At 56.2% G+C, this 26,455-nt stretch carries 24 protein-coding genes, 1 other RNA gene and 1 pseudogene; 10 read left to right on the forward strand and 16 right to left on the reverse strand.

Annotated features, from left to right (window positions below; all coding sequences use genetic code 11):
• Positions 1–60 precede the first annotated feature (60 nt).
• Together B7E11_RS26840 and B7E11_RS26845 are read left to right on the forward strand one after the other, a co-directional pair.
• Entirely contained in the window at positions 61–2,061 is a 2,001-nt protein-coding gene (locus B7E11_RS26840; RefSeq protein ID WP_080840508.1) for a S8 family peptidase, read from the forward strand.
• A gap of 217 nt (positions 2,062–2,278) precedes the next feature.
• Positions 2,279–2,995 carry a DsbA family protein gene (locus B7E11_RS26845; RefSeq protein ID WP_080840509.1) on the forward strand — a complete coding sequence of 239 codons (717 nt, stop codon included), beginning with the start codon at positions 2,279–2,281 and terminating at the stop codon, positions 2,993–2,995.
• Positions 2,996–3,035: 40 nt separating this feature from the next.
• Here the strand turns inward: B7E11_RS26845 and B7E11_RS26850 are convergent, their stop codons facing one another.
• Positions 3,036–3,932 carry a hypothetical protein gene (locus tag B7E11_RS26850; protein ID WP_240353341.1) on the reverse strand — a complete coding sequence of 299 codons (897 nt, stop codon included), beginning with the start codon at positions 3,930–3,932 and terminating at the stop codon, positions 3,036–3,038.
• Between the two features lie 124 nt (positions 3,933–4,056).
• On the opposite strand from B7E11_RS26850, the gene B7E11_RS30705 reads away from it, so the two are divergent.
• The 3 genes and pseudogenes from B7E11_RS30705 (at position 4,057) to B7E11_RS29255 (ending at position 6,143) form a co-directional block, all read left to right on the forward strand.
• Entirely contained in the window at positions 4,057–4,668 is a 612-nt protein-coding gene (locus tag B7E11_RS30705) for a helix-turn-helix domain-containing protein (RefSeq protein WP_176220912.1), read from the forward strand.
• 16 nt (positions 4,669–4,684) lie between these two features.
• Positions 4,685–5,259 (forward strand): annotated as a pseudogene (locus B7E11_RS30710) (transposase).
• A 623-nt stretch (positions 5,260–5,882) separates the two neighbouring features.
• Positions 5,883–6,143 (forward strand): hypothetical protein, encoded by a 261-nt coding sequence (locus B7E11_RS29255; protein ID WP_139787330.1) that lies wholly within the window; start codon positions 5,883–5,885, stop codon positions 6,141–6,143.
• Between the two features lie 279 nt (positions 6,144–6,422).
• Here B7E11_RS29255 and B7E11_RS26860 read toward each other — a convergent pair whose 3' ends face one another.
• Positions 6,423–7,769, reverse strand: a complete 1,347-nt coding sequence (locus tag B7E11_RS26860) for an ISLre2 family transposase (protein WP_080840510.1) — start codon at positions 7,767–7,769, stop codon at positions 6,423–6,425.
• 21 nt (positions 7,770–7,790) lie between these two features.
• Between B7E11_RS26860 and B7E11_RS31090 the strand changes: the two genes are divergently transcribed.
• From B7E11_RS31090 to B7E11_RS26880, 5 genes are all read left to right on the forward strand, one after another.
• The gene (locus tag B7E11_RS31090) at positions 7,791–8,444 is read left to right on the forward strand and encodes a DUF6431 domain-containing protein (protein WP_425430084.1); all 654 of its coding nucleotides are present in this window, start codon (positions 7,791–7,793) and stop codon (positions 8,442–8,444) included.
• Between the two features lie 172 nt (positions 8,445–8,616).
• Positions 8,617–9,999, forward strand: coding sequence for a DDE-type integrase/transposase/recombinase (locus tag B7E11_RS26865; protein WP_080832306.1), 1,383 nt, complete (start codon positions 8,617–8,619; stop codon positions 9,997–9,999).
• Entirely contained in the window at positions 9,996–10,799 is an 804-nt protein-coding gene (locus B7E11_RS26870; protein ID WP_080832318.1) for an ExeA family protein, read from the forward strand. Before B7E11_RS26865 ends, B7E11_RS26870 begins: the two co-directional genes overlap by 4 nt.
• A 12-nt stretch (positions 10,800–10,811) precedes the next feature.
• Positions 10,812–11,033, forward strand: coding sequence for a DUF5348 domain-containing protein (locus tag B7E11_RS31095; RefSeq protein WP_176220599.1), 222 nt, complete (start codon positions 10,812–10,814; stop codon positions 11,031–11,033).
• Between the two features lie 673 nt (positions 11,034–11,706).
• Complete coding sequence (locus B7E11_RS26880; RefSeq protein ID WP_080840511.1) at positions 11,707–12,186, forward strand: disulfide oxidoreductase; 480 nt, start codon at positions 11,707–11,709, stop codon at positions 12,184–12,186.
• Between the two features lie 597 nt (positions 12,187–12,783).
• On the opposite strand, the gene rnpB is transcribed toward B7E11_RS26880, so the two are convergent.
• The 14 genes from rnpB to cdd form a co-directional block, all read right to left on the reverse strand.
• Positions 12,784–13,194, reverse strand: an RNA gene (rnpB, locus tag B7E11_RS26885) — RNase P RNA component class A.
• A 70-nt stretch (positions 13,195–13,264) separates the two neighbouring features.
• A complete protein-coding gene (locus tag B7E11_RS26890) occupies positions 13,265–14,380 on the reverse strand; it encodes a Nif3-like dinuclear metal center hexameric protein (RefSeq protein WP_080840512.1) in 1,116 nt (371 codons plus the stop codon).
• Positions 14,347–15,165, reverse strand: coding sequence for a tRNA (adenine(22)-N(1))-methyltransferase (locus B7E11_RS26895; protein WP_080840513.1), 819 nt, complete (start codon positions 15,163–15,165; stop codon positions 14,347–14,349). Before B7E11_RS26895 ends, B7E11_RS26890 begins: the two co-directional genes overlap by 34 nt.
• Positions 15,166–15,168: 3 nt before the next feature.
• Positions 15,169–15,996 (reverse strand): hypothetical protein, encoded by an 828-nt coding sequence (locus B7E11_RS26900; RefSeq protein WP_080840514.1) that lies wholly within the window; start codon positions 15,994–15,996, stop codon positions 15,169–15,171.
• Positions 15,997–16,080: 84 nt separating this feature from the next.
• Positions 16,081–17,205, reverse strand: a complete 1,125-nt coding sequence (gene rpoD, locus B7E11_RS26905; RefSeq protein ID WP_080840515.1) for an RNA polymerase sigma factor RpoD — start codon at positions 17,203–17,205, stop codon at positions 16,081–16,083.
• Positions 17,206–17,235: 30 nt separating this feature from the next.
• Positions 17,236–19,059: a DNA primase gene (gene dnaG, locus B7E11_RS26910; protein WP_080840516.1), complete on the reverse strand. Its 1,824-nt coding sequence runs from the start codon at positions 19,057–19,059 to the stop codon at positions 17,236–17,238.
• 47 nt (positions 19,060–19,106) lie between these two features.
• Positions 19,107–19,577, reverse strand: coding sequence for a YaiI/YqxD family protein (locus tag B7E11_RS26915; protein WP_080840517.1), 471 nt, complete (start codon positions 19,575–19,577; stop codon positions 19,107–19,109).
• Positions 19,578–19,797: 220 nt separating this feature from the next.
• Positions 19,798–20,604, reverse strand: a complete 807-nt coding sequence (locus B7E11_RS26920; RefSeq protein ID WP_080840518.1) for a pyruvate, water dikinase regulatory protein — start codon at positions 20,602–20,604, stop codon at positions 19,798–19,800.
• A gap of 23 nt (positions 20,605–20,627) precedes the next feature.
• A complete protein-coding gene (glyS, locus tag B7E11_RS26925; protein ID WP_080840519.1) occupies positions 20,628–22,715 on the reverse strand; it encodes a glycine--tRNA ligase subunit beta in 2,088 nt (695 codons plus the stop codon).
• Complete coding sequence (gene glyQ, locus B7E11_RS26930) at positions 22,708–23,595, reverse strand: glycine--tRNA ligase subunit alpha (RefSeq protein WP_080840520.1); 888 nt, start codon at positions 23,593–23,595, stop codon at positions 22,708–22,710. Before glyQ ends, glyS begins: the two co-directional genes overlap by 8 nt.
• Before the next feature lie 361 nt (positions 23,596–23,956).
• Positions 23,957–24,718 carry a DNA repair protein RecO gene (gene recO / locus B7E11_RS26935; protein WP_080841048.1) on the reverse strand — a complete coding sequence of 254 codons (762 nt, stop codon included), beginning with the start codon at positions 24,716–24,718 and terminating at the stop codon, positions 23,957–23,959.
• Positions 24,719–24,817: 99 nt separating this feature from the next.
• Positions 24,818–24,979 carry a YqzL family protein gene (locus B7E11_RS26940; RefSeq protein ID WP_080840521.1) on the reverse strand — a complete coding sequence of 54 codons (162 nt, stop codon included), beginning with the start codon at positions 24,977–24,979 and terminating at the stop codon, positions 24,818–24,820.
• 117 nt (positions 24,980–25,096) lie between these two features.
• Positions 25,097–25,993, reverse strand: a complete 897-nt coding sequence (gene era / locus B7E11_RS26945; protein ID WP_080840522.1) for a GTPase Era — start codon at positions 25,991–25,993, stop codon at positions 25,097–25,099.
• Between the two features lie 20 nt (positions 25,994–26,013).
• On the reverse strand, positions 26,014–26,424 hold the full coding sequence (gene cdd / locus B7E11_RS26950; RefSeq protein WP_080840523.1) for a cytidine deaminase: 411 nt from the start codon (positions 26,422–26,424) through the stop codon (positions 26,014–26,016).
• Positions 26,425–26,455: the final 31 nt, after the last annotated feature.

The raw sequence follows: 26,455 nt of genomic DNA on the forward strand, positions 1-26,455 counted from the left end.
TGCTGAAAGCTATCGTTAAACCTGCGTTATACGCGATTCGAAACCAGGAGGTGCCGCAGCATGAACCGCAAATCGTGGTTCGGCCCGTTATTTGCCGTTGCCGTCGTCTTGTTCGCCTTGCCGCTGATCGTCCCTCCGCGAAACGATCCGGGGCCTCCCGCCCCCTCCCCGGCGGCGAACGAGGGACGGGCTTTCGTTCCGTCCGCAAAAAGAGAAGCGTCCTTCAAACACAAAACGATTGCGCAAGACAAGCTCGCTACGGAAAGGCTCAGCCGCCTCGACAGCGAGCGCGATCTGCGGCTCCTGCTCTCCGGCGGCAATAAAATAAAAGCCTCGGAGCGCCAGGCCAAGCTGGAACGGATGACGAAAACGCACGGCCATTTCGTTTCCGTTTGGTGGAAAACGGATGGCCGGACGTACGAGGCCGATTCGGCGCCGGCGGAATTGAAGCGCAAGGCCGCTCCTTACGTGGCGAAAGCCAATGCCGCCCTGCTCAAGGGAAAAAAGTATCATTCCCCTTCTTTTGCAAGCGGGAACGAAACGAATTTCGTCGTCGCCCTTCCGGGGACGAAGCCCGGAGAAGGCGTGGCGGCTCTCGTTCACTCCGACATCGTAGAGGAAGTGCAGCGGCACCAGGAAAAAAACCTGCGCGTCGTTCCCTATCCCGCCGAAGGAAGATATCGGGTGGAATCGGTCCTGCCCAACACGAACAAAGACACGACCGTGCGGAAGGGAGACGACAACGGAAACGTCAGCCATTACGCCGTCGACGAGCTGGTCGTCAAATTCAAACGGCCGCTTTCGGAAAAGCAGCTGCTGCAGCTTAGGAAAGACCTGCACATTACCGTCGTCCGCCATCGCGGCCCTACGTATTTGTTCCGTTCCAAAAAGTACAAGATGGAGCAGTTGAAAACGTACTTTGCCAAATGGAATCCGTCGTTCATGGAGCCCCATTACTTGTATTTGACGAACGAAACGTCGGGCGCCGCCCGACCGGACGACGGGACCGAACCGGCGGCGGTTATTCCCAACGATACGCTCTACGGCGACTATCAGTGGAATTTGCCCGAAATCGCCACCGAGAAGGGCTGGAACGTCACCCGCGGGAAGGACGAAATCGTCGTGGCCGTCGTCGACACCGGCGTGCAGCTCGATCATCCCGATCTGCAGGGGCGCCTCGTGGAAGGAATCAACATCGTCGACCCTTCCAGCCCCCCCGATGACGACGTCGGCCACGGAACGCACGTCGCGGGCATCATCGCCGCGCAGGTGAACAACGGCGAGGGCGTCGCCGGCATGACCTGGTATACGAAAATCATGCCCGTCAAAGCGCTCGACAGCACCGGCGCCGGCACGACCTATTCCGTCGCCGAAGGCATCATCTGGGCCGTCGACCACGGCGCGGACGTCATTAATATGAGCTTGGGCAACTATGCCGAAGCCCAGTTTTTGCACGATGCCGTCAAGTACGCGTACGACCGGGGCGTCGTGCTCGTCGGGGCCAGCGGCAACGACAATACCGATCGCCCGGGTTATCCGGCGGCTTATCCCGAGGTGATCGCCGTGGCGGCGACCGATCCGGGCGAAGCGAGAGCCGAATATTCCAACTTCGGCGATTATATCGACGTGGCCGCTCCCGGCAGCTCGATCGCGAGCACCTATCCGGGCAGCCGGTACGCCGCCCTGTCCGGCACGTCGATGGCGACGCCGCACGTCGCGGCGCTCGTCTCGCTCGTCAAGGCGGCCAACCCCGGACTCGGCGTCGACGAGATCGCGGAAATCGTCCGTTCGACCGCGAGAGACCTCGGGCCGGCCGGCAAAGATAACGACTTCGGCTACGGCCAGATCGACGTGGACGCCGCCGTTCATGCCGCAAGCGGCGGCGGAAACGCCGGCAACGGAACGGGAACGCCAGTTGACGGCATCGGCTACGGCAATGGCGGAGCCGTCGAAGGCGACGGAGGCTTTCCCTGGACGACCGACGGAAATTTCGGCTCCTTGCAGCTCTATCCCGACCGAGTCCGCGAAGAAGTTCGCCGATCGCTGCAAAAGGGGTCCTGAGCCGCGACGGCGAGGCAGCCGCCTCGATAGCGGCGCGAGTCAGGAAAGCGAGTCGACAAACGAAAAGTATCATCGTGAGCTTCGCCCTCAAATCCGGGCAATTAAACGGATTTGAGGGTTTTTGACGTTTTTCATGATTTTTTAAGCTTTATCGGTTACAATTAGAGATTGAAATTATGCGTTAGTTTCTTACTTAATACAAGCAGAGGAGCAGAATATGGACAAATCGCAACGGAAGGCGACAACCAAAAAAATACGCCAGGAGCAACAACGAAAAAAACAGCAACGAATGAGAATCATCATATGGGCGACGGTCGTCTGCTTCATTGCCCTTGTCGTGGCCGCCATTTTATTAAAGCCCGAACCGAAGCCAATAGCAATTAATTACAATGGAGCTCCAACAATTGGTTCCGAATCAGCTCCAATTAAAATTGTCGAATTCGGTGATTTTAAATGCATTGCCTGCAAATATTTCAGTGAAGAGATCATGCCTAAATTAAAAGCTGAGTATATCGACACTGGAAAAGTATCATTTTCATTTCAAAATTTTACGATTTTTTTGCCAGATTCTTATACAGCAGCTTTGGCTGGGCAAGCTGTTTTTCACCAAAGTAATGAAGAGTTTTGGAAATTTTATGATGCTGTTTTTGAACACCAGCAAGATGAAAGAATCGAATGGGCAACATCAGAATTCTTGGTGAATTTAGCCAAAGAAAAAGAATTAAATATTAATTATGACAAGTTAAAACAAGACATTGATAGCCAAACATACAGTGAAGAAGTGGATAATCAAGTTAAAATTGCAAAAGAAAATCGTTTTACTGGAACACCTACTATTTTAATTAACGGACGAAAACTTGATGATAGCACAGCACTAAATTATGATAATTTAAAAAAAGAAATTGATAAAATTTTAAATGAGATGGAAAAATAAACAAGGAAGTTTATAACTGGACAGTGAAAAGTTCTCAACCTTAAGAAGCCCATGAATCTGCGTCAGCAGCGGACAAATCTTGCTTGGAACGAATAATTTGGGTTACGGAAAGATGCCTGTTTTGGGCAAATAGCCGAAAAATCGAATGACGTAAATGGGCCGTCACCGTCGCTTCCGAGACAATCGCTTTGGAAGGCGTGCGAAGATATCGAAAGAACAGCGCGGGAGTCCGTCCGGAAAACCGCAGGGTGATCAATTGGATAATACCTGTCGAAATGACACTGCACATGACGAAGCCCTCAATCGCTTGCAGGGTTTGCCGAATGCGCAAGCGATCCGTTTCGCGCTTCACCTGCTCCAGCGGATGCGGCTCGTCTTTGCGCAAGTATCGCTTCAGCTTTGGCATAGAGCGGCTCCAGAATCGGTAGCCGAATGCGCCGATCACCTGCTTCATTTCGCGAAAGGTGCACTCGATCTTGAATCGATACCCGTACAGCGTGATGATCTCCGCCCCTTCCAGGGACAGGTCGGTGCTGACGAGATGGAATGGCGGTCGCCTTGTTTGACCAAAACAAAGCGAAGCCCTTGGTACAGGCCCTGTCCCCAGAGCAAGTCCAGGCACAGGCAAGAGAGCGTTTCTTCCTTCCCGTAAATCGTCACGTTGACCGGTTGAAATTCCGTTGCCCGCGTGTGAAATAACTCGGCGAGCTTGAGCATCTTTCCCTGCTTGGGCGGGCCGTCCCCGGCCGGTTTTGCGGACGGGGCGCTCATAGGCGACGACATTCATCTTTGCCTTGGTCACGATGTACATCCAGCTCTCGCCGGAGAGATTGCCTTCACCCAAACACTTCAGTGCCGGAATGGACAGGAAGTAACGATCCAGCAGAAGCAAGGCTCCGCCAAACGAACGGGCGGCGTGGAACGCTTGATCGATCATTTGTACCACGTGGGAATCCTGCCGCTGCTCGGACGAAGCGTCCCAGCCGAAGATGGTTTTGACGCCGTCCTACAAATTCATGAACAAGGGCAGGCAGAACCATTTGAGTGGGGAGCCTTCCAGAATGCCGATCGCGCCAAACAGATGGCCGAAGTTAATGCACGTGGAATTCGATGACAAGGAAAACACCTGGCACTTGTTCATCGACTTCGAACGCGGATCGACCTTCGCTTGTCCGATTTGCGGTGCGGCGTGCACCGCGCACGATACGGAAACGAAGAAGTGGCGCCATCTCGACTTCTGGGACTGGAAAACGTACATGCATGCACGCGTACCAAGAACGGATTGTCATGCTTGTAAGAAGATCACGCAAGTGCCGGTTCCTTGGGCACGCGTGAAATCGCATTTTACGTTGCAGTTTGATGCGTGGGCCATGCGGCTGATGGCCGAAATGCCGGTCAATGCTGCCGCACGCGAACTGCGCGAGCATGACACACGGATGTGGCGCATCTTCCATCACTACGTGGATAAAGCGATGGCCGAACTGGATTTGACGCGTGTAAAGCGGATTGCGATCGACGAAACGTCTTCCCGCCGCGGCCACCGATACATCACGCTGTTTGTAGACGCCGACACCATGATCGTCCTGTTTGCGACAGAAGGCAAAGGGATGGACACGCTGGGTCGCTTCAAGGAACGGCTGGCTGCCAATAGGCGCGAGCGCGGAGCAGATTGAGGAAGTCTGCTGTGACATGTCTCCGGCGTTTATACGGGGGATTGAGGACTTCTTCCCGAAAGCCGAGATCACGTTTGATAAATTCCACGTCATGAAGCTGGTGAACGAGGCCGTAGACGATGTGCGAATTGCCGAGCAAAAGCAAACGAGGGAACTGAAGCATACCAGTACATTTGGCTGAAGAACGAATCCAACCTGACGGAGGCGCAGCGGGAAACGTTGACGCGATTAAAAGGTACGCACCTGCAAACCGGTCGTGCCTATCGCCTGAAGCTGGCGTTGCAGGATTTCTGGAGCACGCCGCAGATCTTCGCGGATGTGTACCTGCGGGAGTGGATGGGGTGGGCGAATCGGTCCCAGCTAACGCCAATGGTGGATCTGGCGAGAACGATCAAGCGGCACGAGGAAGGCATCTTGCGCTGGTTCCACAGCAAAATGACCAACGGGCTTTTGGAGGGCATCAATGGCCTCGTTCAAGCATCCAAGCGCAAAGCGCGTGGCTACCGCAATGTCGAGAATTTGATCGCCATGGTATACATGACGGCCAATAAGCTTCGTTTGCCTGCACTTGAAGCGCGACGATCACATTAAGACCGGAAACAAAAAAAGAACGGGCACCAGCATGGAGCCACGCATCGCTCGCATCTGTACCAATTCCCTTGTCCAGCAACCAGTCTGCCCATTTGGGCATTTTTTTATGCGGCAACAGAAAGAGAACGCGGAGTGAAGCATCTATACCAATTCCCTTGTCCGATTTTGACCCTACCGCTCTAGCTAAGAGGGCCTCCCCCACCCAATAGCGCGAAGATCCTAGCGCGAAGATCCCTTTATGAGGTCCACAAAGGGATATTTGAAGCGAATCGAAGATGGAATTCAGCCCGTCAGTATCGAGATCACTGTGCATTGACGTGAGCGCGCAGGGGGCAAAAAGACGGCGATCCCACCGTTCCCTGTTGCCGGTCTAGGTCTGCCAGGACACAGCCAATCTGTGTTTCTTTCAACCACTTCGGTATCAGTATTTTCCGTTATCAGCGCATAGCAGCATATCTGGTTTAGCGAATTTTGTTTAATTTTGATTTAAATTGAATAATTGTTTTGTAAATATAGGAATTCAAGTCTATGTTTTGATATTACCATATTTGTTATTATTTTTTTCGGTGATATTATTCCACCAATTACTAAATCCACATTTATTTGTGGGAGGAGGAGTTTTTATGAAAAAGAAGTTTTTAATGTTGTTTGCTGCATTTGCAATGTTTTTAAGTATTTTTCCTGTCTACTCAGAATCTGCATCAGCAGCCTGTGATGATCCTGATTTTACATGGACTATTACTATTGAAAGATTTGGAACTTCAAGGTGTTTCGACGTCCCCAGTGGTTACTGTTCGCCGCCTGACTTTATGGCGGGAAAAAGGCATGAATTCGCCATTCGGTGTGGCGGAGCCAAACCGAATAAACAGCCGACAATAGCCTAATCCCTTCTGTACAATGACGGTGGATTAGGCTATTGTCGATTAAAAAGGAAAATGCTCCCGAACCTTTGGCGAGGATCCCCGGGAGCATTCACTTCATCATGTCAAAAATACTTTATTTCGGCCTTTCTTGCAAGGCTTATTTACGCACAGTCAGTGTCAAGCTAGCGTGGGCAGTCATTTAAGATGCCTGGAACGCGAACCCCGAAGGAACCTCTTCCTTGTAAGCGCTTTGCTTCGTTCTTTCATCAAACACAAGTGATTTGTCAGAATTTTTTGCCGTTATCCGCGAAGTGCTTTGAGTGCCATACCCGTTGTGCTGCTTTGCTTCGGTCCTTGCAGCATGCGAATCATTCCAGCGATACAACCCTTGACCGGTTGCGTCACGTTCTTGAGCAATTGCCGCATGTTTATCGACTGCTGCGGCGTTGCCTGCTTACTCGCTTGTCCTTCAACCGTTCTTACCACCGTGCCCGCTTCTTGAATCCTCATCATCGTCCTCAGCATCGCCCTGACGCCTCGCTCACCCCAACTGTCCCCGCCACGCTTCGTCCGCTTGGCGAATATACGCATCTGCGATTCCGCGCTTCCCATCGGGCGCATACCGCTTGTGTCGATCCCCTTCGCCTGGAGTGTTTTTCGGTAGTCGTCCAAATGCTTCTCATGCCGCTTTAGAAATCTTTTATACGGCTTCCAATCCTTCCGGTTCTCTTCCGCTATCTCTTGCTCCGACACGCCTTCCAGGACCGCCATAAGCGCGGCTGCATCCTGTTTGGCCAAAGACCGTCTCACGGTCTCCCACACCTGCGGCAAATGACCAACAAAGCGTTTCAAATCACGCGCCACATGAAAGCGGTCCAGCATGTACAGACATTGGTGAAAGTAGGATGTACATTCCCCGATCCACGCCGCGCCGTCTCCGTTCACCACAAGCCACGTGTTCTCGTCGATTTCGTAACGCTCCACCAGAAAGTCCCCGAACCCTTCCCAGAAGTCGCCGCCGCTCGTATGCAGGTAATGCTGTTTGTTCTTCAGCTGTACCCGCTTGCCGTTCTTCTCCCAGCCTTCGTGTCCGACTGCAATTGCGTTCTCCATCCCGCGCTTTTTGCTCCGCCGCAGCTTCGTGTACAGCCCATCCACTTCCACGAACAGCACGCGGGCAGCGCGCCGTTTCACCGCTGGCATCGGCTGTTGCGCACGCTCCATCAGTTTTTCCCTGATCGCTTGGTGGCTCAGCACATTGTAGCCCAAAAGCTGCTCCAGCCTCTTTGCGCTGTCCCGGTACGACGGTCCTTGGCTTGCGAATGCGATTGCTGTCTCTTCCAAATGCGGACTGACTTTCCCGCGCCCTTCGAATTGCAACAGCTGATCCAGCAGATACACGTGTTTGCCGCTTCTACGGTCACAGTACAATCTCCGCTTAAAGCGCACATTCCCGAACACTGTGTTGACGCTTGTTTCACGCTCGTCCTTTACTCGATAACGCTCTCGGTCCCGTTGCTCCAGGATCTGCTGATCCAGCGCCTCCAGTACCTGCTTCATCGCACGAGCGAATTCCTCCTGCATTTTCCGGAAAATCCATTGCTCAATCTCTTTCATCGTCGGCATTGTTGTGGTAAAGTGGCTCACAGGAGCTTCCTCCTTCTTGGTGTGTTGTGCGCAAACATCACTTTACCAAGGGAGAAGCTCTTTTTCTATATCCGCTTTTTCCAATTCCTACACCCACAGAGATTTTACACTATCTTACGCACATTCGGAAATCAATCTCCTGACGTCCAGCTCTGCTGTGAAAACTGCGGTCGGCTTCTCCATAAACACGGTCGTTATTGGCGAGGAATTGTGACGAAGCATGAGGTCATCCAGATCCCGATCTACCGTCGATATTGTCCTACCTGTAGAATAACAATCTCCCTCCTGCCGGAGTTCCTGATTCCATGGGCCCGGTATGCGACTTGGGTGCGAGAAGCGGCATTAAAGCGCAAGCACAAGGGATTCTCTTGGCGGCAGACGACAGAAAGCACAACAACTCCTGCCGTGCGTTATAGCCGCCGTACGTTGAAACGCTGGTGGGCAAGACATCTGCGCCGCGCAGCGGATGCAGCACTATGGGTTGCTGGGAAACTCGTAGCCCAGGGGGACGACACGGATATGCTCCACCTTTACCCCACCATGATGAACCCAACGCCAATGGATACATTGAATTGGCTGGACAAACTGTTACCCCGATTCATCCCCGCTGGCGCATCCAGACGGGGCTATTGGACGTTTCTAAATGCGAGGTTACCTGTAGCATCACGCTTATAAATCCCTTCAGCATCCACCGCCAAGGAGCAAGGCAAACGAAAATCGCCTCCAAAATTGCTTTAAAAATCGCCTGGACGGCAAGTTGCCCTCCTGATCCCACAAAATATGCGCCCTCCCTGGCTTCTAGCGTCTATGCGATACTCTCATAGACCACAGGGAGAGGAGATTTAGCATGGATGAGCAAGCAAGGCAGCAAGAAGCCAACTTCCGTTATGGCTTAATTGCATCACTGGTTAGCCGCAAATTGGATCCCGGAGAACAGATGGCGTTGATGCGCGAAATTGTAAGCCATGAGTATGAAACGTCGTCGGGACAGCGAAGGAGAATTAGTCTACGAACGCTTGAGCGATATTTAAAAGCGTATCGCGAAGGCGGATGGGAGGCGCTGTTGCCCTCCGTCCGAGCAGACAAACTCACGACCAGGGAAATCCCCGAGGATGTGCTTGCCAAAGCGATTGCCTTAAAGCAGGAGCAACCCGGCCGAAGCGTCAGGCAGATTATTGCGATTCTGGAACTGGCGGCATTCGTGGCCCCCGGCACCCTGAAAGAAAGCACGCTTAGCAAGCAGCTTCGCCGCCGCGGCGTCACGCGCAAAGCGTTACTGAATACGGGGTGGAGCCACTTTCGCCGGTTTGAAGCCACGCACCGAAATAGCATGTGGCAAGGCGATGTGCAGCATACCCTTTACCTTCCGCATCCGGACAAGCCCGGCAAGAAGGTCATGGCCTATCTGGTTATTTTCATTGACGATTACTCTCGCTTCGTTGTGCATGGCCAGTTCTATTTCGAGGAACGTGTGGCCCGGCTGGAGGATTGCCTGAAGAAGGCGATTTTAAAGAACGGAGTGCCGGAAATGATCTATGTCGATAACGGCGCCATCTATTCTTCACACCATTTTGAGCGGATTTGCGGGCGACTGGGGGCAGAGCTTAAGCATACTCGCCCCGGACGTCCTATGGGACGCGGGAAGCAAGAAAAGTTCTTCCGATTTGTCGACCAGAGCTTTGTGCCGGAGGCATACGACCTGATTGAACAAGGGAAGATCCAGACGCTTAACGATTTGAATCGATTCTTCTCGGCGTGGCTTGAGATTGCTTACCACCAGAAAGTCCACAACAGCTTTAAGCAGCGCCCAGTCGACCGATACCAAAAAGACGACCACCCGATTCGCATGTTGCCGCCGCATGAACTCATAGAAGTATTCTTGCTGGAGGAATCCCGCAAAGTGGACAAAACGGGATGCATCTCGCTGCTGGGCACGATATTCGAGGTCCAGACAGAGCTTGCCGGCTCGAAGATTCAGGTGCGATTCGATCCGCACGACCTGTCCGTCATCCAGGTGTGGAAGGACGGCCAGCGCTATGAAGACGCGAAGCCAATGAAGCTCCGCGATCCGAAAAACCGGCCGAAGCAGGATGAACCGAAGGCCGTCATGCAACCGCCGAAGACGGGCCTCAACTATGTGGAATTATTGGTGGAAGAACAGAAACGGCAGACCCGCGAAGCGCAAGGCGCTGCGCTTTCGCGAGCGATGAAAGAGGTGAATCGCTCATGATTCGTGGTTTCTTCGGGTGGGAGCGCGTTCCGTTCACCCGGGAGATTGAAACACGGCATCTGCACCGCTCCAAGCGATTCGAAGAATGTGTAGCACGGATGCAGTATATGGTGATGACTCGCTCGATTGGCTGCGTCACCGGTGAAATTGGCTGCGGCAAGTCGACAGCCGTTCGCTACTTGAAAGACCAACTGGATCCGAACAAGTACCGGTTTATCTATCTGTCGGATGCGAATCTGAAACCAAGGGACTTTTACCGTGAACTCCTCCACCACTTCGGCTTGCCGCCCAAGTTTCTGCGCAGCGAAGCCAAACGGCAATTCCAGCACCTCGTATGGGATTTGTACGAGAACCAGCAGAAGGTCGCCGTTATTGTCGTGGATGAAGCGCACCTGCTTTCAGGAGACATGCTGCAAGAAATACGCTTTTTGACGAATTTTCGTATGGACTCGATTTCGCCGCTTGCCCTGCTGCTCATTGGACAGCCGGAACTACAGGCCACGTTGCAACTGAGAATCTTCAAGCCGATTACACAGCGGATGAACGTGCGTTTTCATTTGGAAGGCTTGTCGCTCGAGGAGTGCCGCGATTACATCTCCCACCAATTGGAGGTTGCCGGAAGTACAGGGCCGGTGTTTACGACAGAAGCGATGGACGCCATATACGCGCATGCTCGGGGGATATGCCGAGAGATAAATAACGTCTGCACCGCTGCGCTTCTGGATGCAGTGCTGCGAAAAGACAAAATGATTGATACCGTCCATGTGACGAGGATCCTAGCTGAATTTAAGGAACAGTGAGGGATGACAAATATGAATGAGATACGATTTCATGGAGATACCGAGCGTTGGAACGTGTACGATGGAGAAGAGTTGCTTTGCTCGCTACGTTGTGGTGATGCCGTGATGATTCAAGTAGGAAAGCACTTCTTGCCATCCAACCTTGAGCTCGATACGGACTGGTACGTGAAGTTTGGAAATTCGAAGTTCTGGCTCCACCGACATGCCAAGTACCGCGTCCGACCGCTGTTCTAACTGCTCTTCGGAGCAGTTTTTTTACGCCGACAAACAAAGGCGAAATATAATTGTCTCCGAAACGGCGGTGAGGAAAGCAAAAAGCCACCGTCATTGGCGGTTCCGAATCTACCGTCAATTAAAGTGGCTGATGACAGGTTACGATCTCCACCTTGTAGTTTCATCAATTAGAGATTCTGATGGTAATTTACTTTTGCCTCCAAATGCAACCGGTTCTGTTCAAGTTTCATTATATAAAGGAACCGACATTAATTTTGCTACACGTATTGGGACATTCAATGCAGATGTAGGCTTTAGTACTGCCAGGGATTTCAATAATTTAAGTGCAGGTTCTTATATATTCGAAGTCGATAATAATACAAGCGTCTCAGTTGTCCAAGTAAATGGTAACGTGTCGTAGGCGAATAGTATTAATTTATTATTTCACTTTATCCTTTTAAATAAACCAAAAACAAACATATAAGTAAATTGTTTCATTCGGACTATAGCTGTTTATTTTTTAAGAATAACTTGTATAAAGCTGCGGAGAAGTTGTACAATTATACTAATAAAATTAATACTTTTTAGGTTATAGTATTTTTTAGGAAATCCAGTGATGATTAAAACATTGAGAAACAACCAATTTTTGAAATTTGCCTATTTTACAATCTGAATACGTTATTAGGACAACATGATGGTACGAGCGAGGAGTGACACTTTCTTGATAGCCTGGATTCGGACGTATAGCCTTTATCTTGCATGGGTCGTGTCGCTGGTCGCGACGGGAGGCAGCCTTTTTCTTAGCGAAGTGATGCGCTATATTCCATGCAGTCTGTGCTGGTACCAGCGGATCTTTATGTACCCGCTCGTCATCCTGCTCGGCCGCGCGGCGATCCGCGACGACCGGCGCATGATCGGCTACGCCCTTCCGCTGGCCGTTATCGGCGGCTGCATTTCGCTGTACCACTACGCAGAACAGAAAATTCCGGGCCTGGCCCAAATGCTTCCCTGCTCGAGCGGCGTGCCCTGCGATAAAGATTATTTGGACTGGTTCGGCGTCATCACCATTCCGCTTCTCGCGCTGATCGCGTTCATCCTGATCATCGTCGCGCTCTCCCTCGGAAAAAAAGCGGCGGCCGATGCCGCCGACGAAGAAGACGAAATCGAGGATTAAGATCCCGATTCGAACCGTTCCCCCGTTGCGTGCGATAGCGCATGCCGGGGGAACGGTTTTTTCGGCTGGCTAGGCCGCAGAACGATAAAGGCATGCTACCGGCGGGTCGAGATGAGCAACTGCGACCCAACCGGATCGTGTAAGTACGTTCGAAGGCGGCGAGATGAGTAATATTTACTCAATTCGCTCCGGCCGCATAGGTTTAAACGGTTCAAATGAGTAATATTTACTCAATTCGCTCCGGCCAAGCAGGTTTAACCGATTCAAATGCGTAATATTTACTCAACTCGCTCCGGCCAAGCAGGTTTAAACGGTTCAAATGCGTAATATTTACTCAATTCGCTCCGGCCGCATAGGTTTAAACGGTTCAAATGAGTAATATTTACTCAATTCGCTCCGGCCAAGCAGGTTTAACCGATTCAGATGCGTAATATTTACTCAACTCGCTCCGGCCATATAGGGTTAACCGGCTCAGGATCATCGGAGACGGTTTAGAAAATGTCCGCGAAACTTATACTTGCCGAAACGTTAAAAAAGCCGATGCACGCGGGTATCTCTACCTCGCCGCATCGGCTTTCGCAAATTGAATGGTTGGGATCGGAAAGCTTGCCGTAAGCCGGGTTCTGTACTTCCGGTGGTGCGACGGACCTTGCGATCCTCCCACGTGTGGAAGCGACAATCATCTTTCTAGGCCGTACGTTGCCGCACGGCTCAAGCGACCAACCCGAACGCGCCCCGGGCAAGGGCTGCGGCCTCGAAAGCCGCCGCGTTCCTCTTCGGTCTTGCTCCAGATGGGGTTTACCAGGGGCAAAGTCGCCAGTGCCCCTCGTGGTCTCTTACACCACGGTTCCACCCTTGCCTGTGCCGCGCAAGGCGGCCATCGGCGGTCCGTTTCTGTGGCACTATCCTTCGGCTCGCGCCGACTGGACGTTATCCAGCATCCTGCCCTATGGAGCCCGGACTTTCCTCTCGCGGCCTTAAGCCGCCAGCGATTGTCTGTCAAACTTTCCGATTCGTTACTCCAGTATACCGCGAATCGGCTTCCGGCACAACGGCAATCCTTGGCCGAAAAGCCAATTCACTTGAGCTTGAACGGCTCCGTATTCACCTCGGAAGCGAATACCTCTGTCGCATATCCCTTTTCGGCGAGCCGCTGCCGCAGCCATTCCGCCGTTTTCGGCTTCATGATTTTTTCCGCGTTATGCCCCGGATCGATCAGCATGAGCCCCATCGCGTCGGCGTCGTGCGCCGTGTGGTAGTCGATGTCTCCCGTGACGAGCACGTCGGCGCCGGCGAATTTGGCATGGCGAATGTAACGGGAACCGGATCCGCCCAGCACCGCCACCTTGCGAACGAAGCGCGAGCCGTCGCCGACCGTGCGGACGAAAGGGACGTCGAAGGCGCGCTTGACCCGTTCCGCGAATTCGTCCAACGTTTCCGGCCGCGCCAGCGTCCCGACTCTCCCGAGGCCGAACGCGCGGCCCTTCAAGTCCATCGGATATACGTCGTAAGCGACTTCTTCGTAGGGATGAGCCTTCAGCATCGCCTGCGTCACCGCTTTCAGCGCGCTTTGCGGCACGACCGTTTCGATGCGCGTCTCGGCTACGGCTTCGAGCTTGCCCTGCTTGCCGATAAAAGGATCCGCGCCTTCGCCGGGCAGAAACGTCCCCGTGCCTTCGATGTTGAAGCTGCAATGGCTGTATTTGCCGATTGCGCCGGCTCCGGCGGCGAACATCGCCGACCGGACCGCCTCCTGATGCTCCCGCGGCACGAATACGGCCAGCTTGAACAGCTTGTCGGTATGGACCTCTTCCAGCACTCCGCGAACCTCGAGTTCGAGCGCTTCCGCCATCCAATCGTTCATGCCGCCTTCGGCCGTATCCAGATTCGTATGCGCCACGTACACCGCAATGTCGCCGCGCAGCAAAGACGCCGCCAGCGCTCCCTCGGGCGTATCCGTCCGAAGCGTCTTGAGCGGCCGGTAAATCAGCGCATGGTGCGCGATAATCAGCTCGGCCCCGATCGCCGCCGCCTCCTCCGCCACGGCTTGCGTAACGTCGAGCGCGACGAGCACGCGACGGACTTCTTTTTGCAAGGTTCCGACCTGAAGGCCGATGCGGTCGTCCGGAACCGCGTAAGCTTTCGGCGCGAGCTTTTCCATCAATTGGATAACCGTCTCTCCGCGGGCAAACATGCGAGCACCTCCCGATAAAGCGTTGTCGTTCGTTCCCATTCCTTTGCCTTCTCCGCCGTTTCCGGAGCTTCGGACAGCCGTAGTTGTTCCAGAATCCGGTCGCGTTTCGCGATTTCGCCGCTCCACTTGCGCCGGAACAGCTCGCCGCCCTCCCGCAGCAGCAGCGGCCCCATCGCATACGCAATGTCCGGCGGCAATTCGAACCGCTCGCCCTTTGACGCGAAGGAGACCGACAGGCCGTACAGCTCGGCGTTCCGCCGCTCCGCATCCGCGCCGTCGCCCGCCCGTTTTGCGCGAAGGAGCGTGTAGATTTCCCCGTCTTCCTCCAGCAGCTCTTCGATGTCGAGCACAAAACCGCGCTCCCGCAGCCATCGGCGCACCTGATCCTCCGCGACGTGCGGCGACAGCACAAGCGTATCGACTCCGTCCAGGCGGCTTCCGGCCGCTTCCAGGATGCGCACGATCAGGCTGCCTCCCATGCCGGCGATGCAGACGGTATCGACCTCCCCGGGATCGAGCACGGACATTCCGTCCCCCATGCGCACCGATATCGCCCCGTCCAGGCCCGCCTCCGCCACCTGGCGCCTTGCGGCCTCCACCGGTCCGGCATGGACGTCGCCGGCCACGGCGAAAGAAATTTTGCCGGTTGCCGCCAAAAAAACGGGCAGCAGCGCATGATCGGTGCCGATATCGGCCAGGCGGGCGCCTTCGGGCACCAAATCGGCCAGCGCGGCAAGACGTGCGGACAATTTAACGCCCGCGTTTTTCATTTGTTCGTTCGGCATCGATTATGCAACCCATTCCATCCACTGTTTTTTCCATTTGTAAAGACAAATGCCCGCGATCGCGATCTTCGCGACAATTTCGATTTGGATCCACTGCGAATCGACGCCGTACAGCGCCGAATACACTTCCGGCATAAACCACAGCACGAGCGCCGTCGCGAACAATACCGTTCCCGTGGAACGGATTTTTACGCTGACGAACCAGCTCAGCCAAAAAAACAAAAACGCGGCCGGCAGCCAAAACGCCTGGACTTGAATCCACGACGGGTCGGAAATTTGGCGGGCCAGCAGCCAGGCGTACAGGACGACGACCGCCATCCAGCCGCACCACTGCATCATGCCGAACCGGAGCGCGACGCCGCAAACGATCCAGGACAGGGCGCAGACGATCAGCAGAAGCAAAGGTCCGGCTCCGGTCGTCCAGCCGTGAAGCTGCAAAATCGCCGCTCCCCCTCCGATCATAAGCAGCATACCGGAACCAAGCAACAGAAAGCAACGATACGGCAGCTTCTCCCGCCAGCGGACTCCCCCCGCCGTAAGTCCGGCCGAAGCGACGGCGACGAGACCGATTTGCAATGGCAGCGGAAACGCGCTAAAATAAAACACAACCAAGCAAATCAAGGCAAATATTCCAAATACAAGTAGCCACTGTTTGCTCGTCGCCTGCCCGATTTTCCGGACCGCTTCGCCGGCGAAGCTTTTCGGCCGATTCGCCAAATCATCCAAATACAGATTTTGCAGGAAATCGCAATACTGTTCCGGGAGCAGCTTCGTTCTTCGCCAGGATTCAATTTCTTTTACGATCAGCTTCTTTTTCTCGTCATCCGACACAGGCATTGGCTCCTTTCCGTGCAAAAAGACCTCCAACCGTCTCGGCAGAAGGTCTCCCTAAACAGGCTCAATACCTGTATCGGCTTATTCCAGGAAATCTTTTAGCCGTTTGCTCCGGCTCGGATGACGCAGCTTGCGCAGCGCCTTGGCTTCGATTTGGCGAATCCGCTCGCGGGTGACGCCGAACACCTTGCCGACTTCCTCAAGCGTCCGGGTACGGCCGTCATCCAGTCCGAACCGCAGCCTCAGCACGTTTTCTTCCCGTTCGGTCAACGTGTCCAGCACGTCTTCCAACTGCTCCTTCAGCAATTCGTAAGCGGCGGCGTCCGCCGGCGCGAGCGCCTCCTGGTCTTCGATGAAATCGCCCAGGTGGGAATCGTCCTCTTCGCCGATCGGCGTTTCGAGCGAAACCGGCTCTTGCGCGATTTTCATAATTTCTCGCACTTTGTCCACGCTCAGATCCATCTGCTCCGCGATTTCTTCCGGCGTCGGCTCGCGGCCGAGCTCTTGAAGCAGCTGACGCGATACGCGGATCAGCTTGTTGATCGTTTCGACCATATGCACCGGAATCCGGATCGTCCGTGCCTGGTCGGCGATCGCCCGGGTAATGGCCTGGCGAATCCACCACGTCGCGTACGTGCTGAATTTATAGCCTTTCGTATGGTCGAATTTCTCGACGGCCTTCAGCAGGCCCATGTTGCCCTCCTGAATCAAATCGAGAAACAGCATGCCTCGTCCGACATAACGTTTCGCAATGCTGACGACAAGACGGAGATTGGCTTCCGCCAGTCTCTTTTTCGCTTCTTCTCCGTCGAAGCCGCCGATTTCGATTTTTTTGGCCAATTCGACTTCGTCGTCCGCGCCAAGCAGCGGAACTCGTCCGATCTCCTTCAAATACATCCGGACAGGGTCGTTGATTTTGATGCCGGGCGGAAGCGACAGGTCGTCGTCGAAGTTGAAATCGTCGTGGCCTTCCTCGTCGCTGCCGCGGCCGATTTCGTCGTGATCGTTCGCGACCTCGATGCCGAGATCGGCCAGCTGCTCGAAAAATTCGTCGATTTGATCGGCATCCTGATCGAAAGGAGAAAGCTTCTCCATAATGTCCTTATAGGTCAAAGAGCCTTTCTTTTTGCCCTGTTCGAGCATCTGGGCTTTTACCTGCTCCAGTGTCGCTTCCGTTTCCAACCCGGTGTGTTGATCGTTCGCCATTACCGACTCCCTCCTCCCCGGATAAAAGCATCAAGCATCCTTGCGCTGTTTCTCCAGGGCGATAATCTCTGTTCCAATTTGTACGGCAAGCATGATGTCTCCGGCCCGCTCCGCTCGAAGCATCTCTTCTTTTTTTTGTTCGATTTCGCGGGCAAGCGCGGCCTGACCGATCGTACGGATACAATCTTCCATAGCCCTTTCGTCGAAAGGGTATTCCTCTAGCGCGATGGCGCTGGCCGTGCGCTCAAGGCGGTCGTCTTGCAAAAAAGCGGTAAACCGGCTGACATCGGGATCGTTGCCTTGCGCGTAATAAGCATATAAGAAAGCAGCAATGGCTGCGTGATCCTCTATATGAAAGCCGTCCCCTAGCCGATCGCGGACGGCAAGCGCCGCTTCTCCGTCCTGCATCATCCAGAAGAGCAGCTGACGTTCCGCCCGCACGTAAGCGGGAGCGAGCGCAGGATGCCGGGATGAAGTTCGCTTTTCATTCCATACATTATTCCACGATCCGTCCGGAATATCCCCAGCCGTTCCCATTTTCTCCTGGCGGCGGATTTCGGCGACCTCCTGTTTCAGCGTGTCGAGCGATACGCCGAACTCCTGGGCCAGCTCTTTCAGGACCAATTCCCGCTCCGTAGGCGAAGGCTGACCGGCAACGAGGCGGGCGGCATCCCGCAAATACCGTATCCTTCCATCTTCTTCTAGGAGTATATGGGATTTCCTTAAATAGATGAGTTGAAATTTGATCGTCGATACGGCGCCTTCGATGATTTCCCGGACAAACACTTCCGGTCCCTTCTCCGTGATGAATTCATCCGGATCCATGCGTCCCGGCAGGAGCCCGACCCTCACGGAAAGTCCCGCGGCCTCCAGCAAAGGAATGCTCTTGTAGGCGGCGGCTTGTCCGGCGTCGTCGCCGTCGTAGCAAACGATCGCTTCGTCCGCAAAACGCCGCAGAAGCGCGGCATGCTCGGCGGTCAGCGCCGTGCCCATCGTGGCCACGCCGTTGGTCACCCCGGCCTGCCATGCCTTGATGCAATCCACGTACCCTTCGAACAAAACGACCTGACGCGTTTTGCGAATGGCGCTCCGGGCTTCGTGCAGCCTGTACAGCGTGCGGCTCTTGTTGAACAGCGTCGTCTCGGGCGAGTTCAAATATTTCGGCTGGCCGTCCGACATCAGCCTTCCCGCGAACGCCGCGAAATTTCCGTCGCCGCCGCGAATCGGAAACATGATGCGGTCCCGGAACCGGTCGACGTACCCTTCGCCCTCCTGACGCCTGGACAGAAGACCGCCGCGTTCCATGTCGGAAAGCGAGAAGCCTTTCTTCTCCAGCGCCTGGGACAGCGTGTCCCATCTCGGCGGTGCGTAGCCGATGCCGAATTCCTCGATCAGCTTGTCATGGATTCCCCGCGAGCGCAAATAGTCCATGGCCGGCTTTCCCGCTTGCGTGTTGCGAAGCACGTAGTGGTACAATTTGGCGGCGTAGGCGTGCGCTTCGTGGAGAACCTCCTTTTCCCGCTGGCGGGGGGAGGACTCGTCCCGATGCGGGGACCAGGTGACCGGCACCCCGGCTTCCTCGGCCATTCGTTTGACGGCTTCAGGGAACGTTTCGTTTTCCATTTCCATCATGAACTTGATGACGTTGCCGCTCTTCCCGCAGCCGTAACAATGGAAAATCTGCTTTTCCGGCGTAACCGTAAACGAAGGCGTCTTTTCGGAATGAAACGGACACAGCCCGACCAGATACTTGCCTCTTTTGGACAAATGAACGTAACGCCCGACCGTTTCCCCAATCTCGAATCGCTTCAATACTTCGTCGATCGCCTGCTGCGGGATCATGCCGTTGTTCATCTTGCGTCCACCTTCTTTTAGTGCGAGCCGATCTATTATCCTATTCGCTAACGTTCCTTGTTCTCCTGCCTTCCCAGCAGGAGCTGTGTCAGTTTTTGTTGGAATCTGACGCGATCCTCGTTGGTAAAAGGTTTGGGTCCCTTGGTGCGCAAGCCTCCTCGTCGCAATCTGGCCGACTCGTGCCGCTGCGCCAGCAGCCCGTCGATGTCGGCTTCCGTGATCCGGCGCCCCCGGGGCGTCAGCACGGCCGAGCCTTTGGCAATTCCCAATGCGGCCAATCCGTAGTCGCTCGTGACCAGCACATCGGAAGGCTTCAGCGCGTTCGCGATGTACAGGTCTGCGGATTGCGGACCGGCATCGACCGTTACCACCTCGACGCCGGCTTCCGGCACCAGAACGTGGGCGTTGGAACTAACGAGCAACGCCGTCGCCCCGCATTGCCGCACGGTTTGACCGATTTCCGACTTGACGGGACAAGCGTCTCCGTCCACCACCACCCGATTTCGAATCGGGAGCATCCGACACCACCGCTCATCCACCCAAAGTTTGCCGTAATATTATATACGTCAAAAGGGTTCAAAATCCTGCCTTTGGCTCATTAAATTTTAAGATAATAAACCTTATGGCCGAAGATGTCAATAGTTTGCTTCGCTTTGCGTGTCGACAATTCGTAAAAAATTCCGCTTGCCGTCAAAACGTCCGGCAACCAGCTTTGCGGAAAGCTGGTTGCCGGAAGCGCTACTCGTTATTGAAATGCTCCAAAATGAGGCTTGCCGTCTCTTCGACCGCCTTGTTGGAAACGTCGATGACGACGCAGCCGATCCGTTTCATGATGCCGTCCGCGAACTTCAGCTCCTGCTCGATCCGCTCAGTCGTCGCGTAGGAAGCGGAATCCGGAAGACCGAGCGCTTTCAGGCGCTCTTTGCGGATGGCGTTCAAGGCGTCCGTCCGAATCGTGAGGCCGATCACTTTGCGCGGGTCCACCTGAAACAATTCCTTCGGCGGCGCTAGCTCGGGCACGAGCGGAACGTTGGCCACCTTGAACGTCTTGTGGGCCAGCACCATCGACAGCGGCGTCTTGGACGTTCGGGAAACGCCGGTCAGCACGATATCGGCTTTGCCGATGCCGGTCACGTCTCTCGCGTCGTCGTAACGGACCGCGAATTCGACGGCTTCGACCTTGCGGAAGTAACCGGCGTCGAGCAAGTGGTTAAGCCCGGGCTCGTGGCGGGACGGACGGCCGAACCGCTGCTCCATGTAATCGATCAGCGGACCGAGCAGGTCGACCGCGGGGATGCCTCGCGCCGCGGCCCGCTTCGCCATATGCTCCCTGAATTGCGGAATGACGAGCGTGTACAGCACGATGCCGTCGTTTTGCGCCATGTCGAGCACCATATCGATGGCCTCGATCGTCTGGATAAAGCCGATCCGGCGAATTTGCACCTGCAGCGGATGAAACTGCGCGGCCGCCGCCCGCACCGCTTGCTCTCCGGTGTCCCCGGCCGAATCGGAAGCGACGAATACGGTTACGCTGCTTGAAGCCATCCCCCATTCCTCCCCCGAATATTTTAGCCCGCCAGCTTGCCGAAATCCGCGAACGTTCGAATATCGTCCGCGATCGCGGCGAGCAGCGATAGCCGGTTGCGCCGGACCGCCTCGTCCTCGGCCATGACCATAACCGCTTCGAAAAACGCCCCGACCGGCTCGGCAAGCGAAGCGAGCGCCTCCAGCGCCGCATCCAGCTTGCCTTCGATCGTCGACTTGACAAATCGGCCGTGCGCCGTTTGCCACGCTTCGTACAGCGCGCCTTCGGCCGGGTCGGCGAACAGGTTCGCGTCGATTAGCCGGCTGTCGTCCGCCTTGGCGGCCAGATTGCCGACGCGGTTGAACGCCTCGACGGCCGGGCGGAACGCTTCCTTGCCCGCGGCGTCTCCCGTTGCCGCCTGCAGCGCCCGCGCCCGCAAAATCGTGCGGCGCACGTCGTCGCAGCCCGCGCCCAGCACCGCGTCGACGACATCGTAGCGAATGCTTTGCTCGGTCAGCACGTTTTTGACGCGGAGCGCGAAAAACTCGTTCAGATCGCGCAAAATCTCGTACGCTTCGCGCTTCAGCCCGCGCTCTTCGTGGACGCTCAAAGCCAGCTGGAACAGCTCCGGCAGCGGAAGCTCCAGCTCATGAGCGAGCAGCGTGGAAACGACGCCCGCCGCTTGCCGGCGCAGCGCGTACGGATCCTGCGAGCCGGTCGGCACGATGCCGATCGAGAAGCAGCCGACGATCGTGTCGATCTTATCGGCGATGCCGACGATCGCCCCGACGAGCGAAGCCGGAGGCGTGTCCCCCGCATTGCGCGGCGAGTAATGCTCGTTGATCGCCTTGGCGACGGCTTCCCGTTCGCCGGCTTTGCGGGCGTAGTCTTCGCCCATGATGCCCTGAAGCTCCGGGAACTCGTAAACCATTTGCGTGACGAGGTCGAATTTGCAAATGTCGGCCGTCCGGCTGACGTCCGCCCGCGTCTGGCCGTCCGCGCGAAGCCGTTCCGCCAGGCGATCGGCGATCGCGCGCGTCCGCGCGACTTTGTCCGCGACGGTCCCCAGCTCCTCGTGATAAACGATATTTTCCAGCTTGGCGAGAAAAGCCGGGATCTGGACTTTTTGATCCTCTTCGTAGAAAAACTTCGCGTCCGACAGGCGGGCGCGCAGCACCTTCTCGTTGCCCTTCGCCACCGTGTCCAGCGAAAGCGCGTCGCCGTTGCGCACCGTGACGAAGTGAGGCAGCAGCTTGCCGCTCTCGTCCAGCACCGGGAAATAGCGCTGGTGCTCCCGCATCGACGTGATGAGCACTTCTTGCGGAATGTTCAAAAACGATGGATCGAACGAGCCGGACAGCACCTGCGGCGTTTCGACCAGGAACAGCACTTCCTCCAGCAGATCTTCCTTCACGGCGATCTGCCAGCCGTTTTTGTCCGCGAGCTCCCGGATGCCGGCTTCGATCGCCTGCTGCCGCTCCGCGATATCCGCGATGACATGCTGTTCGCGCAGCTTGTCCGCGTATTGCTTCGGCTCGGCGATCGCGGCATCCCCGCCCAGGAACCGGTGGCCGCGCGTCACGTTGCCGCTCGCGACGCCCGCGATTTCGAACGGAACGACTTCCGAACCGTACAGGGCGACCAGCCAGCGAATCGGCCGGACGTAGCGGAGCTCGTGATCTCCCCAGCGCATGTTTTTCGGAAAGCTCAGCGAGACCGCGAGCTGCGGCAGCGCTTCGGGAAGAAGGTCCGCCGTCGCGAGCCCGAGGCTCGATTTATTCGCGTACACGTACTCGACGCCGCCCAGTTCCTTGAAGTACAGCGCGTCGGGCTCGACGCCCTGGCTGCGGGCGAAGCCGAGCGCGGCTTTCGTCCAGGCCCCGTCTTCGCCCACCGCGATTTTGCGGGCCGGCCCCTTTACTTCCTCGCTTACGTCGGATTGTTTTTCGTCCAAGGCTTCGACCAGCACCGCCAGGCGCCGCGGCGTCGCGTAAGCGCGAACCGGCCCGTGCGCAATCCGGCTGTCCGCGAGCCATTTTTCCGTCTTGTCCTTCAACTGATCGATCGCGCCGCGCATGAAGCGAGCCGGCACTTCCTCGAGCCCGATTTCGAGCAGCAAATCTTTAGCCATTCGCTTCCACCCCTTTCTTCAGCAGCGGGAAGCCGAGCCGTTCGCGCTCCTGAAGGAACGTCGCGGCCACTTGGCGCGCCAGATTGCGCACGCGCGAAATGTAGCCGGTTCGCTCCGTCACGCTGATCGCCCCGCGGGCGTCCAGCAGGTTGAACGTATGCGAGCATTTAAGCACGTAATCGTAAGCCGGGAAAACGAGATTTTGTTCCATCGCCCGGTTCGCTTCCGCCTCGTACGTCGAAAAAAGCTGAAACAGCATCGCGACGTCCGACACTTCGAACGTATATTTGGAATGCTCGTACTCCGGATGCTTGAACACGTCGCCGTACGAGACGCCGTCCACCCATTCAAGGTCGAATACGTTTTCCTTGTCCTGGATATAGGACGCCAGCCGCTCCATTCCGTACGTAATTTCCACGGCGACCGGATGGCAGTCGATGCCCCCGACCTGCTGGAAATACGTAAACTGGGTCACTTCCATGCCGTCGAGCCAAACTTCCCAGCCGAGCCCCCAGGCGCCCAGCGTCGGCGATTCCCAGTTGTCCTCGACGAAGCGGATGTCGTGATGACGCGGATCGATGCCCAGCCGCGCGAGGCTCTCCAGGTACAGCTCCTGAATGTTGTCCGGAGACGGCTTCATAATGACCTGAAACTGATGGTGCTGGTACAGGCGGTTCGGGTTTTCCCCGTAACGGCCGTCCGCCGGCCGGCGCGACGGTTCGACGTACGCGACGTTCCATGGCTCCGGTCCGATGGCGCGCAGGAAGGTCATCGGATTCATCGTGCCCGCTCCCTTCTCCACGTCGTAAGGCTGCACGACGATGCAGTTCTGCTCCGCCCAAAACTGCTGAAGCGTCAGCGTCATTTGCTGAAAATTCATGTTTCGTTCTCGCTCCTTTGTCACGATCGATGTCGGATTGCAGAGGAGAGGGAAGAATGGGACGCAAAAAGCCCCCGTCCTTACGTCCGCCTCCGCAGACGTAGGGACGGGAGCGTCATTCCCGCGGTTCCACCCTACTTGGCTTCGATTCGGCACGCGCATCATCCGCGCGCGAGGCCGTGTCGCAAGCCCGCTCTTTGCCCGTTGGCCGCCTCTCCGGAGCGCCCTGTTCGCCGATTCGTCGCGCCGGGCTTCCACCCTTCCCGGCTCGCTGATAGGTTGCGACGGCAACCGGTTACTTTCTCCTTCGTCGAGAGCAAATCCAATGATGATTCATTTTACACAATCGGGCGGGGTTCTGTCAAACGTCCGGCAAATCCCCGCTGATGCGCTCCCACTGGTCGAGAAAATGGCGGGATTTCAGCTTGATGCCGAGATGATGGTCCATCCAGAGCCGCATCGCCTGCGCGAGCTGCCGTTTCGGGCGCTCGCTCACGTCGACGTTGCCGAGCCGCCGAAGATCGAGCGCGGCGAACAGCTTGAGCAGCTTCCAGGCCGTCTCGTCCAAATCCGTCCCGCCCGGGTCGCGATTCCGGCACGCAAAGCAAAGCACGCCGCCGGCCGCGGGGCTTAGCCGGAACGGTCCTTCCGGACGCCCGCAATGGGCGCATTCGTCCGTCTGCGGAGCGTATCCGGCGATTTGCACGATTTTCATTTCGAACGCCCGAATGACGATTTGCGGATCCTTTCCCTGCGCCAGCGCCTCGAAGCATGCTTTCAGCTGGTGGAACAAATAACTTCCCGCGTCTTCTTCCCCGACGGCCCGGTCGCACAGCTCCGCGGCATAAGCGGCGTATGCGGCCAAATTCAAATCCTCCCGCAGCGGCCGGAACGGCTCGATCAATTCGCCGCTGCTGAGCGTGCCGAGCTGTCCGGTTTTAAAGTACGAAAAATCGCCGTACGTAAACGGCTGCGCCAGCGAAGCATGCCGGCTTTTCGGCTTTCGCGCCCCGCGCACGACGACGCCCTGCTTCCCGTGCGAAGCCGTCAGCAGCGTAATGATTTTGTTGCCTTCCCCATAATCCGTGCCTCTGATGACGATGCCTTCCACCCGGTACAGCAATGGCTCCTCCCCCGTCCTTAAAACCGTCGAGCGGCTTCCCGCTCCCCATTGCCGGGGCGCAAGAAGCCGCTCGCTTCGAAACCGCATGGCAAGCGACGGCTAGCCTAACGGCTCCGCTCCGAGAACGGCATTCCCGTCCTTGGGCAGGGACGGCGGCTCCAGGTCCTGTTCGTCCCTTCCAAGCTTGTCCATCTCCTTATACAGCAAGTAGGCCTCGATATCGCCGGTCTGCGTAAATACGTGCCACGTGAAATTCCGCACCGCGCACTCATCCTCCCCCGACGGAAATGACTTGCTTCCACCGTTAGGATGCCACTTCGCCGCCGGGGGTATGCCTGACAACTTTTTGATTCCGGGCTCGTTCGGACCCCGGGCGGATCACTCTTTGCGAAATCCCAGCGTATGCAGCACCGATTCGCGGTTGCGCCAGTCTTCCTTGACTTTGACCCACAGTTCGAGAAATATTTTCGATCCGAGCAGCCGCTCCATGTCGAGCCGCGCCTGCTTGCCGACTTCCTTCAGCAGCGCCCCGTTTTTCCCGATGACGATGCCTTTTTGGGACGGGCGCTCGACGTAGATGACCGCGCCGATGTTGACGACCCCGTTGTCCCCGGCGCCCATGCTTTCGATTTCGACCGCGATCGAATGCGGAATTTCCTCCCGGGTGAGCTGCAAAATTTTCTCGCGGATGAGCTCGGCGCAAACGAACTGCTCGGGATGATCCGTTACCTGATCGGCCGGGTAATACATCGGACCTTCGGACAAATACTTGGACAACTGCTCCAGCAGCGTGCCGACGTTATTGCCCTGGAGCGCCGACACCGGGACGATTTCGGCGAACGAATGCAGGCCGGAATACGTTTCGATAATCGGAAGCAGCGCCTCCGGATGCACCTTGTCGATCTTGTTCAACACGAGGAAGACGGGGGTGTCCACCTTTTTGAGCCGTTCGATGATGAAGCGGTCCCCGCCGCCGAGCTCCTCGCTAACATCGGTCAGAAACAGCACCGCGTCGACTTCCGCCAGCGCGCTTTCCGCCGCCTTCATCATATAATCGCCCAGCTTCGATTTGGGCTTGTGGATGCCCGGCGTGTCCAGAAACACGATCTGAACGTCATCGGTCGTGTAGACGCCGTGAATTTTGTTGCGGGTCGTTTGCGGCTTGTCCGACATGATCGCGATTTTTTGCCCGATGACCTGGTTCATCAGCGTCGACTTGCCGACGTTGGGCCTGCCGACGATCGCGACGAAGCCCGACTTGAACCCTTTCTTCATGGAGATTCCTTCTTTCCTCTCTAGTCGCCGATGGAAAAAGCGCCCGGCAGCAGCTCCGCCACCGTGGCCACGCGGATATCGCCTTTCAAGTTGCCCATGACGACCGGCGTATCGGGAGAACAGAGCTCGGACAGCACTTGCCGGCAGACGCCGCAAGGCGTGATCGGTTCGGCCGTGTCGCCGATCACGGCGATCGCCGCAAACGAACCCGGCGCGTGGCCGTCGGCCACCGCCCGGAAAAGCGCGGTCCGCTCGGCGCAGTTCGTCGGGCCGTAGGCGGCGTTTTCGACGTTGCAGCCGTAGTGCGCGCGGCCGTCCTTGTCGAGCAGCGCGGCGCCGACCCGAAAACGCGAATAGGGCGCGTATGCGCGAAGCCTCGCTTCGGCGGCCGCTTCAAGCAGCTTCTCCTTTGTCCAACCGTTCCATTCCATCTTCTTACGCTCCCTTGTCGGCGCTATTATG

The organism is Cohnella massiliensis, assembly GCF_900169535.1.
GTDB classification, from domain to species: Bacteria; Bacillota; Bacilli; order Paenibacillales; family Paenibacillaceae; genus Cohnella; species Cohnella algarum.

Coding starts and splice junctions, on each gene's coding strand:
- B7E11_RS26840 (WP_080840508.1), top strand. CDS start 61: ATGAACCGCAAATCGTGGTTCGGCCCGTTATTTGCCGTTGCCGTCGTC.
- B7E11_RS26845 (WP_080840509.1), top strand. CDS start 2,279: ATGGACAAATCGCAACGGAAGGCGACAACCAAAAAAATACGCCAGGAG.
- B7E11_RS26850 (WP_240353341.1), bottom strand. CDS start 3,932: ATGATCGATCAAGCGTTCCACGCCGCCCGTTCGTTTGGCGGAGCCTTG.
- B7E11_RS30705 (WP_176220912.1), top strand. CDS start 4,057: ATGCCGATCGCGCCAAACAGATGGCCGAAGTTAATGCACGTGGAATTC.
- B7E11_RS29255 (WP_139787330.1), top strand. CDS start 5,883: ATGAAAAAGAAGTTTTTAATGTTGTTTGCTGCATTTGCAATGTTTTTA.
- B7E11_RS26865 (WP_080832306.1), top strand. CDS start 8,617: ATGGATGAGCAAGCAAGGCAGCAAGAAGCCAACTTCCGTTATGGCTTA.
- B7E11_RS26870 (WP_080832318.1), top strand. CDS start 9,996: ATGATTCGTGGTTTCTTCGGGTGGGAGCGCGTTCCGTTCACCCGGGAG.
- B7E11_RS31095 (WP_176220599.1), top strand. CDS start 10,812: ATGAATGAGATACGATTTCATGGAGATACCGAGCGTTGGAACGTGTAC.
- B7E11_RS26880 (WP_080840511.1), top strand. CDS start 11,707: ATGGTACGAGCGAGGAGTGACACTTTCTTGATAGCCTGGATTCGGACG.
- B7E11_RS26890 (WP_080840512.1), bottom strand. CDS start 14,380: ATGTTTGCCCGCGGAGAGACGGTTATCCAATTGATGGAAAAGCTCGCG.
- B7E11_RS26895 (WP_080840513.1), bottom strand. CDS start 15,165: ATGCCGAACGAACAAATGAAAAACGCGGGCGTTAAATTGTCCGCACGT.
- rpoD (WP_080840515.1), bottom strand. CDS start 17,205: ATGGCGAACGATCAACACACCGGGTTGGAAACGGAAGCGACACTGGAG.
- dnaG (WP_080840516.1), bottom strand. CDS start 19,059: ATGAACAACGGCATGATCCCGCAGCAGGCGATCGACGAAGTATTGAAG.
- B7E11_RS26915 (WP_080840517.1), bottom strand. CDS start 19,577: ATGCTCCCGATTCGAAATCGGGTGGTGGTGGACGGAGACGCTTGTCCC.
- B7E11_RS26920 (WP_080840518.1), bottom strand. CDS start 20,604: ATGGCTTCAAGCAGCGTAACCGTATTCGTCGCTTCCGATTCGGCCGGG.
- glyS (WP_080840519.1), bottom strand. CDS start 22,715: ATGGCTAAAGATTTGCTGCTCGAAATCGGGCTCGAGGAAGTGCCGGCT.
- glyQ (WP_080840520.1), bottom strand. CDS start 23,595: ATGAATTTTCAGCAAATGACGCTGACGCTTCAGCAGTTTTGGGCGGAG.
- era (WP_080840522.1), bottom strand. CDS start 25,993: ATGAAGAAAGGGTTCAAGTCGGGCTTCGTCGCGATCGTCGGCAGGCCC.
- cdd (WP_080840523.1), bottom strand. CDS start 26,424: ATGGAATGGAACGGTTGGACAAAGGAGAAGCTGCTTGAAGCGGCCGCC.